At 37.0% G+C, this 10,645-nt stretch carries 5 protein-coding genes and 2 pseudogenes; 6 read left to right on the forward strand and 1 reads right to left on the reverse strand.

Annotated features, from left to right (window positions below; all coding sequences use genetic code 11):
- Positions 1 to 37 precede the first annotated feature (37 nt).
- The 5 genes and pseudogenes from DW173_RS15250 to DW173_RS15270 form a co-directional block, all read left to right on the forward strand.
- A pseudogene (locus tag DW173_RS15250) lies at positions 38 to 649 on the forward strand (glutaminase domain-containing protein); the annotation flags it as partial.
- 17 nt (positions 650 to 666) lie between these two features.
- Positions 667 to 2,181, forward strand: coding sequence for an IPT/TIG domain-containing protein (locus DW173_RS15255; protein WP_120144696.1), 1,515 nt, complete (start codon positions 667 to 669; stop codon positions 2,179 to 2,181).
- A 20-nt stretch (positions 2,182 to 2,201) separates the two neighbouring features.
- Positions 2,202 to 5,315 (forward strand): SusC/RagA family TonB-linked outer membrane protein, encoded by a 3,114-nt coding sequence (locus DW173_RS15260; protein WP_120144697.1) that lies wholly within the window; start codon positions 2,202 to 2,204, stop codon positions 5,313 to 5,315.
- Between the two features lie 14 nt (positions 5,316 to 5,329).
- Entirely contained in the window at positions 5,330 to 7,369 is a 2,040-nt protein-coding gene (locus DW173_RS15265) for a RagB/SusD family nutrient uptake outer membrane protein (RefSeq protein WP_199722844.1), read from the forward strand.
- Between the two features lie 18 nt (positions 7,370 to 7,387).
- Complete coding sequence (locus DW173_RS15270; RefSeq protein ID WP_004307644.1) at positions 7,388 to 8,389, forward strand: DUF4973 domain-containing protein; 1,002 nt, start codon at positions 7,388 to 7,390, stop codon at positions 8,387 to 8,389.
- A 433-nt stretch (positions 8,390 to 8,822) separates the two neighbouring features.
- On the opposite strand, the gene DW173_RS15275 is transcribed toward DW173_RS15270, so the two are convergent.
- Complete coding sequence (locus tag DW173_RS15275; protein ID WP_032852256.1) at positions 8,823 to 10,172, reverse strand: ATP-binding protein; 1,350 nt, start codon at positions 10,170 to 10,172, stop codon at positions 8,823 to 8,825.
- A 279-nt stretch (positions 10,173 to 10,451) separates the two neighbouring features.
- Between DW173_RS15275 and DW173_RS24175 the strand changes: the two are divergent.
- Positions 10,452 to 10,645 (forward strand): annotated as a pseudogene (locus DW173_RS24175) (glutaminase domain-containing protein); the annotation flags it as partial.

Raw genomic sequence — 10,645 nt, forward strand, 5'->3', positions numbered from 1 at the left:
ACACTAAATTACAGCAGGTTACATACTTATATCTTAGTTTGGACAGGACCCGGAAAACCAACTTTGTACAGATGATTTTGCAGGCCATTGGGCCCATAATGCCAATCTTTCTGTGAAAGCTATCATGGGAGTAGCTGGGTACAGCGAGATGGCTCGTATGCTTGGAATGAGTGATGTAGCCGAAAAATATGCGGCTATAGCTAAGAAAATGGCGGTGAAATGGGAGGAAATGGCAAATGAGGGTGACCACTATCGCTTGGCTTTCGACCGTAAGAATACCTGGAGCCAGAAGTATAATATGGTTTGGGACAAATTGTGGAACCTGAATTTATTTCCTAATAATGTAATTGGAAAAGAGCTCAATTATTATCTAACAAAACAGAATCCTTATGGACTCCCTTTGGATTCTCGTAAAGAATACACAAAATCCGACTGGATCATGTGGACGGCAGCTATGGCATCAGATAAGGAAACCTTCCAGAAATTCTCTGATCCTGTCTATAAATATATCAATGAAACAGTCTCTCGTGTACCTATCAGCGACTGGCACCATACAGACAGCGGACGATGGGTTGGCTTTAGAGCTCGTTCGGTGATCGGAGGATACTGGATGAAGGTATTAATGGATAAAGTTCAGAATAATCAATAATTTAAATCTAGTGTATTATGAAATGTAAAACTATGAGACATGAGATCATTGGATTTCAATGGATGATTCTATTATTACTCTTTACGATTTGCTTCAGTAGCTGTAAAGATGATAAAGATGCGTCTGCGGAACCTTATGATCCCAGCCAACCGGTGACTGTGACGGATTTTGCTCCCAAAGCAGGAGGAGCAAACACTCGGATGATTATTTATGGTAGTAATTTCGGTACTGATTCCTCTATTGTCTTTGTGAAAATAGGCGGGAAAGAAGCAAAAGTAATTAATGCGAAAGGTAATAGTTTGTACTGTATTACCCCGCAGCAATGTTACGAAGGAACTATTGAAGTAAAAGTTGGTGAACAGGATGTTATAGTATCATCAAAATATAAATATGTTCCACAAAAGGTCGTATCAACTTTATGTGGATATGTAGATGAGAAGGGTAATGGAGAAATTATAAAGGAAGGTCCTTTTAGTGACTGTGGTAAAATAGATTTTCCTGCATGGTTCGAATTTGACCCGAAAAACCACGATATCTTGTATTTAACTCAGGATGCAGAAAATAATGGTAATGGTAAGCCGATGCGTATATTGGATTTGAAAAATGAAAGAATATACACTGGAATAACCGGTAGTTCGGAAGGAGCCGACCGCTTGCGTAGCATGTCATGGACTTTAAGTAAAGATACTATGATTATAGCATGCTCAAAAGGAGCTGATAATGCCGCAAGTAATATAATGTTAATCCGTAACCAAGATAATGATATGGTTGATGTTACAGATTTCCAGAATCCTGTAGTAAAACGTCTGACCACAAGTAGAGGGTGTCAGAACTCAATGATACACCCGGAAAATGGTGAATTATACTATAATTTCTTTGGTTCAGGGGCTGTGCTCAGATATGATTTTTACCAATGGGGGGCAAATGATAATAAAGCTCATGCAGAAGAACTGTTTACGATTCAGGATGCCAACTGGGAATTTAACTTTATCGTTCATCCATCTGGTGATTATGTTTATATGATGGTACAGAATCAGCACTATATTCTCCGTTCAAATTATGACAGAGTTAACAAGCGGCTTACAACTCCGTATATCGTTTGTGGACAACCCGGACAAGCGGATTATAAAGATTTGGCAGGAACAAAAGCACGCTTGAATAAACCCGGACAGGGAGTCTTCGTATTTAACAAAGAGTATGAGGATGCGAATAAAGAGGATTGTTATGACTTCTATTTTACAGATCGTAATAATCACTGTATACGTAAATTGACTCCGGATGGAGTAGTCTCTACTTTTGCCGGAAGAGGAAGCACAGGAATGAATGTACATGCTAATGGATATGTGGATGGCCATTTACGTGATGAAGCACGTTTTAATTATCCTTATGCTTTAGCTTATGATGAAGATACAGAAACTTTTTATGTGGGTGATGTGAACAATCATCGTATCCGGAAGATAGCATTAGAAAAGATTCCTGAAGCGACAGAAGAACATCCGAAAGAGAGTCAACCGGAAGAGGGAGAACAATAACCGAATAAAAGAAAAAACACATGAAAATAAAGAATTTTATCACCATTTGTTTGTTACTGGTTTCTGTTGCCACTTTTGCGCAGAAAAAAATTGAAGTAACGGGAGTAGTGACGGATACGAATAAAGAGCCACTGGTCGGTGTCAATGTAACAGTAAAAGATCAGGCTGGCTTAGGAGCAATTACGGATATTAACGGACGTTATAAAATTAGTATTGAAGAGTTTTCAAGACTAGTATTCTCGTACATAGGTTTTGATAAACAGGAAGTATTAGTGAAAAGGCAGCAGGTAGTCAATGTAATTATGAAGGAATCTGAAGCAAGTGAGCTTGATGAAGTCGTTATTACAGGAACCGGTGCACAAAAGAAGTTAACTGTGACTGGAGCGGTGACTACCGTTAATGTAAATGATCTGAAAGCAAATCCGACAGCAAATCTTTCAAATGCTTTGGCTGGTAATGTGGCAGGTGTTTTAGCTATGCAGACATCCGGTCAGCCTGGAAAAAATACTTCGGAATTCTGGATTCGTGGTATTTCCACTTTCGGAGCTGATAACTCGGCTTTAGTGTTAGTAGATGGATTTGAGCGTAGTCTCGATGAAATTAATATTGAGGATGTTGAATCGTTTACTGTTTTAAAGGATGCTTCTACTACAGCAATTTACGGTCCTCGTGGTGCTAATGGTGTAGTATTGATTACAACAAAACATGGTAAAGCTGGTAAAATCAATATCAGTGCTAAAGTGGAAACATCTTATAACACACGGACTATCACACCGGAATTTGTAGATGGGTACACTCATGCTAGAATGATGAATGAAGCACGTATTACTCGTAATCAAGAACCGATCTATCAGAATGATGAATTGGAAATTCTACGTTTAGGACTTGACCCGGATTTATATCCGAATGTAGACTGGAAAGATGTATTATTGAAAGATGGAGCAATGACTTATCGTGCTAATGTGAATATGAATGGTGGTGGTAGTACAGCACGTTATTTTGTTTCGCTTAGCTATATTAGTGAAGAAGGTATGTATAAGACAGATGAAGCAGTTCGTAAAGATTATAATACCAATCCCGGTAGTCAACGATGGAATTATCGTTTGAATACCGATATTGACATCACAAAAACAACTCTTGTGAAAGTCGGTGTTTCCGGTTCTTTAAAGAAACGTAATGCCCCTGGACAAGGTGGAAATGTATGGGCATCGTTAATAAATCAAAGTCCGATTAGTATTCCAGTAATGTATTCCAATGGTTATGTACCAGCATTTGGAAAAGAAGATGATCGTTCCAATCCATGGGTATTGGCAACACAAACTGGATATTTTGAAATCTGGGAAAATAAGGTTCAGACTAATATTTCTTTAGAACAGAAGCTGGATTTTATTACTAAAGGATTGCGTTTTGAAGGTCGTTTTGGTTTCGACACTAACAACACAAATGAAATTAGCCGTAAAAAAATGCCTCAAACATGGCGCGCAGAACGCTTTCGAAATACTGATGGGGAAATTACTTTTAAAGAACAGCGAACCGAAGAAAAAATGACTCAAAGCTCTATTTCAACAGGTAACCGGACTGAATTCTTAGAAGCAATTTTACACTACAATCGTGCATTCAAAGCACATCACGTAGGTGGTACTTTAAAATATAGCCAAGATGCTTATCGAACCACAGTAGATATTGGTACAGATATAAAGAATGGCATTGCCAAACGTCATATGGGCTTGGCAGGACGTGCTAGTTATAACTGGAATTATCGTTACTTCATAGATTTTAACTTCGGTTATAACGGATCTGAAAATTTTGCCGATGGACATCGATTCGGATTCTTCCCCGCTTTTTCTCTGGCCTGGAACATTGCAGAAGAGAAATTCATTAAGAAACATCTGGAATGGATGAATATGTTCAAGCTGCGTTACTCTTATGGTAAAGTAGGTAATGATAAATTGGGTGAACGTTTTCCTTATCTATATACAATTGCTAAGTCATATAAAGAAAATAATAAGGACGTAAACTTTCCTGGTTGGAATTGGGGTGATTATGGTTATGGCAATTCTTATGATGGTATGGCATATTCTCAATTAGCTTCTGAAAACGTTACTTGGGAAATTGCAACAAAGCACGATATAGGTGTAGACCTTTCTTTGTTTAATGATAAGTTTACAGCCACTGTAGACTATTTCCATGAACAACGCGATGGTATTTATATGGAACGTAAATATCTACCTGGCATAGTAGGAATTGTGAGAAGTAATCCTAAAGCAAATGTGGGTAGTGTACGTTCGCAAGGTTTTGATGGCCATTTTGCCTATAAACAGAAAATAAACAGAGTGAACCTCACGGTTCGTGGTAATTTTACTTATAGTAAGAATGAGATATTGGAGAAGGATGAAGAAAATACTGTTTATCCTTACCAGACAGAAGCGGGTTACCGTGTAAACCAAGCTAAAGGTTTGATTGCGTTAGGTCTTTTTAAAGATTATGATGATATTCGTAACAGTCCTCAACAGACAGCATGGGGAAAAGTACAACCGGGTGATATTAAATATAAAGATGTTAATGGAGATGGTGTAATCAATGATGGTGACAAAGTAGCTATCGGTGCGACTACCAAACCGAATCTGATTTACGGATTTGGTATCTCTGCACAATGGAAAGGACTTGATTTCAATGTCCATTTTCAAGGAGCAGGAAAGTCTTCATTCTTCATTAATGGATCCACGGTATTTGCCTTCAAGGATAGTCAGTGGGGAAATGTTTTGGGGAATTTAGTAGCTAATCGTTGGGTTGATGCAGACACAGCAGCTAAACTTGGAATTCCTGCTAATGAAGATCCGAATGCTTCTTATCCACGCCTTAGCTATGGTGGAAATGATAATAATCAACAAAAGTCCACTTTCTGGCTAAAAAATGGTTCATATTTACGTTTGAAGACTTTAGAAGTAGGGTATACATTGCCTAAATCAATTGTAAATAAGATTAAGTTCAATAATATACGTGTATTCTTTATTGGTACCAATTTATTGACATTCGCTAAATTTAAAGAATGGGATCCGGAATTAGGAAGTTCCACAGGGGCGGAATACCCACTGTCTAGGGTAATGACTTTAGGATTGACTGTTAATATCTAATCAATATGTGTGAAATGAAAAAGATATATAAGTTTTGTATAGGTGTCCTGTTAGGGACAATCACCGTTTCGTGTGTAGACCAGCTGGATTCGGATAAAAATTTTAAAGACCGTATGACGCTGGAAGATGTATTTACTAATGAAAAATACTCGGAAGAATGGTTAGCTCATGCTTATTCCTATCTTAAAGGAGAGAATATGGATGTTGGAACCAAAGACAATATACTGTGGTGTTTTGCCGATGATATTTATTTTGGTGACCGTGATATTTATAACACCTTTAAAACAGGGACTTATAGTGAAGGAGACCGACAATCATGGGGAGCCAGTTATAAAGGCATTCGTCAGGCATCCATTTTCATTCAAAATATCGACATGAATATGGAGTTTACAGAAGCTGAAAGAGCTGACTTGAAAGCACAAGCCCGTTTTGTACGCGCTTACTATTATTGGTTATTACTCCGTAAATATGGCCCTGTTCCTTTATTGCCGGAGGAAGGACTCGATTATACAGCCAGCTATGATGATTTGGCTTGTCAACGCAATTCCTATGATGAATGCGTAGAATATATCGAATCAGAAATGCGCTTGGCAGCTAAGGACTTACCTTTGGACAGGGGAGCGAATCATACCTCTCGTCCTACTAGAGGAGCCGCATTAGCAGCACGCGCAAAAGTTCTATTATACGCGGCGAGTCCTATTAATAACCCTCGTCCTGAAGATACCGAAAGATTTACAGATTTGGTAGATCATGACGGAAGATGTTTGTTAGCACAGGAATATAATGAATACAAATGGGCTAGAGCCGCTGCAGCAGCAAGAGACGTTATGGAACTCCCGGGAAGCAATTATGGACACCGTTATGTGTTACACACTGTGAAGAAAAGAGATGAAGCCGCTGCAGGTTATCCGAAAACACTTCCTCCTTATTCTGATAATGATTTTGAAAATGCTGATTGGCCAAATGGATATCGGGATATTGACCCCTTTGAATCCTATCGACAAGTTTTTAATGGAACCCTGTCTATGTTTGATAATCCTGAACTTATTTTTAGTCGTGGACAAAATCAGGGTGACCGCAATCTTGCAGATATGGTATTACATCAATTGCCTACTAGTGCCAATGGCTGGAATACACATGGTATGACACAAAAGATGTGTGATGCTTACTATATGTATAATGGCTCTGAATTTAATCGACAGACATTTTTGGACACTTGCCAAGTTAAGAACCGTTTTGTGTCTGAAAAGGAAGGGAAGGCAGGAACATATCCTTATTTAAGGAAAGGAGTATGGAAAGAGTACGCATGGCGTGAACCACGTTTCTATGCCTCGGTTGCTTTTAATGGTTGTGTATGGCCTCTATTGAATAATTCGACGCTTAAAGATCCTAAACCAGTAGAGCAACAAGTATTTTATTACCGTGGTAATGGTAATGGATATACCAACTCTAATTTTTGGCTTCGCACTGGTATTGGAATCATGAAATTTGTTCATCCGGACGATACTTCTGAGGCAAAAGGTAATAAGGACTATGTCAAACTAAAAACGGAGCCTGCTATTCGTTTTGCTGAGATCTTATTGATTTACGCTGAAGCCTTGAATGAGTTGGAAGATGGAGCTTCATACGATATTCCATCTTGGGATGGTTCCATCAGTTATCCTGTCAAACGTGATATTAATGAAATGAAAAAAGGCATTCGTCCTGTGCGTTGCCGTGCAGGGGTTCCCGATTATACATTGCCAGAATATCAAGACCGGAATGTATTCCGTAAGAAATTGAAACGTGAACGACAGATAGAGCTTATGGGAGAGGGACATCGTTATTTTGATCTCCGTAGATGGAAGGATGCTCCGGTTGAAGAGTCAATGGAAATATATGGCTGTGATGCTCTTATGACTGAAGAAAATAGAGCAGCGTTTCATTCGCCAATTGTAGTCAATGAACTTCCAACTGCTTTTTCTCGCAAATTATATTTCTGGCCTATCAGTCATGAGGAGTTGAAACGCAATAAGCTGTTGACACAAAATCCGGGTTGGACATACAATGATTAATTTTAAAATGATATAAGTATGAAAATTATATATAATTGTTGGTTTGCACTATGTATGTTGCTCTTGATCACTTCTTGTAATGATGAGTGGAAAGATGAGCAGTATCGGCAATATATTTCTTTTAAAGCACCTATAAAAGATAAAGATAATGGGGTAACTCCAATATATGTGAGATACAACCCTGATGGAAAAGTACGCTATCAGTTACCGGTTATAGTTAGTGGGTCAACTACGAACGAACAAGATATAGATGTCCATGTAGCACTATATGAGGATACCTTGGAAATATTAAATAGAGAACGTTTCAGCGGGCGTACAGATTTATGGTATACGCTATTGGAGGAAGATAAATATGAATTCCCGGAAATAGTTCATATTCCTGCAGGAACATGTGTGGAACAACTAAATATTGATTTTGATTTGAGAGGAATCAATATGACAGATAAATGGGTGTTGCCTCTAACTATCGTTGATGATGCTTCTTATAATTATCAAGGTCATCCACGTAAAAACTATGCAAAAGCATTATTGCGTGTAATTCCTTTTAACGATTATTCCGGTTCATATAGTACAAGTACAATGGAAGTGTATATTCGAAATGCAAATGGAAGTACTGATAATAAACCGATGGTAACCAATAATCGTACAGCATATGTGGTAGATAATAATACTATTTTCTTTTATGCCGGTTTAATGAGCGAAGATTTATCAAGAGATGAACGGGAACTCTATAAAATATATATACGCTTCAATGAGGATAAATCATTGAGTATGTGGGCAGATGATGAAGAAAAGATTGGATTTAAACTATACGGTACCCCTGCATATAGTGTAACGGAGACCATGGATGCTACACGCCCTTATTTGAAACATCGCTATGTTTCATTTACTATTGAATATGATTTTAAGGATGTGACTTCTCGAAATCAAGAAGTCCTTTATAAAGTTAAAGGAACAATGCTACTTGAACGAAATCTCAATACTCAGATTCCAGACGAAGATCAGCAGATTGAATGGTAAATAATGAAAAATTAAGAACTAGTCTGATAATCTAATTATATTTTATGGATTAGCAGATAAATACCATAAAATAAGAGAATAAGTTAGGCGTGATTCTGTAAACGACTTACGTGATTGAACCACGACAATAATTTAATATTCAATATAAGATAAATAATTAAGTAGCCTGTCATTGTCTAAATCGAGTTCAATGACAGGCTGTTTAAATTGCTTACAGTATGCTGCGGATATGATAATAAAGAATTTGATATAAATAAAAGGCTTTAAGTTAAGAAGAATGAGTATCTCTTATTAATTCATTCTTTAAGATTAAATTTACAAATAACAAAAAAGTAGAAACAGTGACGATAGAACGAGTATTGGGATCCAAGCTAATTGAATTGCTGTAACTGGGGATTTTTAGGGATAATCGCGTCATCTTATTTACATAAAGTTACATGTCTTCTAATCCTAAGACTCGTGTTTCAATATCGTATTTTGCCATCTCTTTGTGCCTTAAATGTTCCACTTTTTCCATGAACGTTGAATGAACATAATTATTCTCTGGCATCCGTTTAACTTCTGCTATAAGGGCTTTTTTTCCACTTGATTTAAGAGCTACAATATCAATTTCATAAGAGTTTAATCGTTCTTTGTTTGTAGAACTTTTAGTTTCCCACCAGGAACCAATTTCTTTAAACCCACCTTCTTCTGCTAATTTCTGTTTAAAATAGTTTTCTAACACTTTGCCTGAATAAGTCTGATAATCAGCCTTTGCTAGTTGACGCAGGTCTTCAAAATTCTGTAGTTCAATATATGAACGATTCCGTTCGATGTATTTAAACCAGAAATTTAGAAAATTATCTCCAATAATATATCGTACATTTTTCTTAGTACCTGGTTTCGCAAAAATAGGCCGTTCGCGAGTTATCAAATTATACACATTTTCTAATTTACTTAAATGACCTCCGATAGATATTCCCCCTAGTACTGACTCTATTTCCCCTTGTGTATAATGCCCATTTGCTATTTCTAATAAGATGGAAAAGTAAATGCCATAATTTTTTCCAAATTCAGTAATCAACAAATTACGTCCTTCATCTATAAACAAGGAATTTTCTGAAAAAACGAAGTCATATATCCGATCAACAGAAAGTGCTTGATTGTCACAGAATAACTCTACATATTTAGGGATTCCTCCAGTCAGTGTATACAAAGCTAACAGGTCATCATTACTATATCCGGGCGCAAAATCCTCCATAATTTGTTTTAGCACTTTTGTATTGAAGGACCGAAGACATAAAATATTGTCAGCACGTCCGAATAATGGTTCTCCATGATCCGTGAATATCTTTTGCATCAATGAATATACAGAGCCGCTAATTACAAGATTTATTTTAGTTTCTTGCCGATATTCATCCCAAAGATTTTGCATATCACTAAAAACATCGGGTCTGATATTATAAAACTCCTGAAATTCATCAATAACAATATTAAAAGAACGTGTTTTTCCTATTTCGAAAAGATATTGTATCAAAGTAGTAAAGTTGGATATGCCATCCGGAATAAAAATAGATAATGTCTCGCGTACTATTTTTATAAAATCTGCGACTAATATACTCTCTGCTTTTCTTCCAATGAAAAAATATACAGTAGGTGTTCCCTTCAGAGCTTGTTTTATAAGACTGGTTTTTCCAATACGCCTACGGCCTGTTACCACAATCATTCTGGAATTTTGACCAAATGCAAGCTCTTGTACACGCTTCAATTCTGCAATTTCTTTCTCTCTATTATAAAACTTCATAATCAATAAGTTTTTCTCAACGGCTGTTGAGTCAACCGTCGTTGCAAAAATATGAAATAAATTAAGAACAGCCAATTTTGCAATACTTATTATTGATGTTTTCGCCATTTTTAGAGTTCATCCGAAAGAAAATAGAATAATAAAATAATGAAAATAAGTGACTTTATTGAGAGAAAAATCACTTTAATTTTACTTGAAAAAGATGTAAAGCACAACACAGTAACAATACGCTAATTTATAATATCCAGATTATCAAACAGATACAGTAATATTTATTAGTTTGGACAGGACCCGGAAAACCAACTTTGCACGGATGACTTTGCTGGTCACTGGGCACATAATGCGAACCTTTCTGTGAAAGCGATCATGGGAGTAGCCGGGTACAGCGAGATGGCTCGGATGCTCGGATTGAATGATGTAGCAGACAAATATGCGGCTATAGCCAAGAAAATGGCGGTGAAATGGGAAGAAAT

Source organism: Bacteroides sp. AM16-13 (genome assembly GCF_003602705.1).
In the GTDB taxonomy this organism is placed as follows: domain Bacteria; phylum Bacteroidota; class Bacteroidia; order Bacteroidales; family Bacteroidaceae; genus Bacteroides; species Bacteroides xylanisolvens.

What these genes read in the sequence shown, in the direction of transcription:
- DW173_RS15260 (WP_120144697.1), top strand. Translation starts at nt 2,202, where the DNA reads ATGAAAATAAAGAATTTTATCACCATTTGTTTGTTACTGGTTTCTGTT.
- DW173_RS15265 (WP_199722844.1), top strand. Translation starts at nt 5,330, where the DNA reads ATGAAAAAGATATATAAGTTTTGTATAGGTGTCCTGTTAGGGACAATC.
- DW173_RS15275 (WP_032852256.1), bottom strand. Translation starts at nt 10,172, where the DNA reads ATGAAGTTTTATAATAGAGAGAAAGAAATTGCAGAATTGAAGCGTGTA.
- DW173_RS15255 (WP_120144696.1), top strand. Translation starts at nt 667, where the DNA reads ATGAAATGTAAAACTATGAGACATGAGATCATTGGATTTCAATGGATG.
- DW173_RS15270 (WP_004307644.1), top strand. Translation starts at nt 7,388, where the DNA reads ATGAAAATTATATATAATTGTTGGTTTGCACTATGTATGTTGCTCTTG.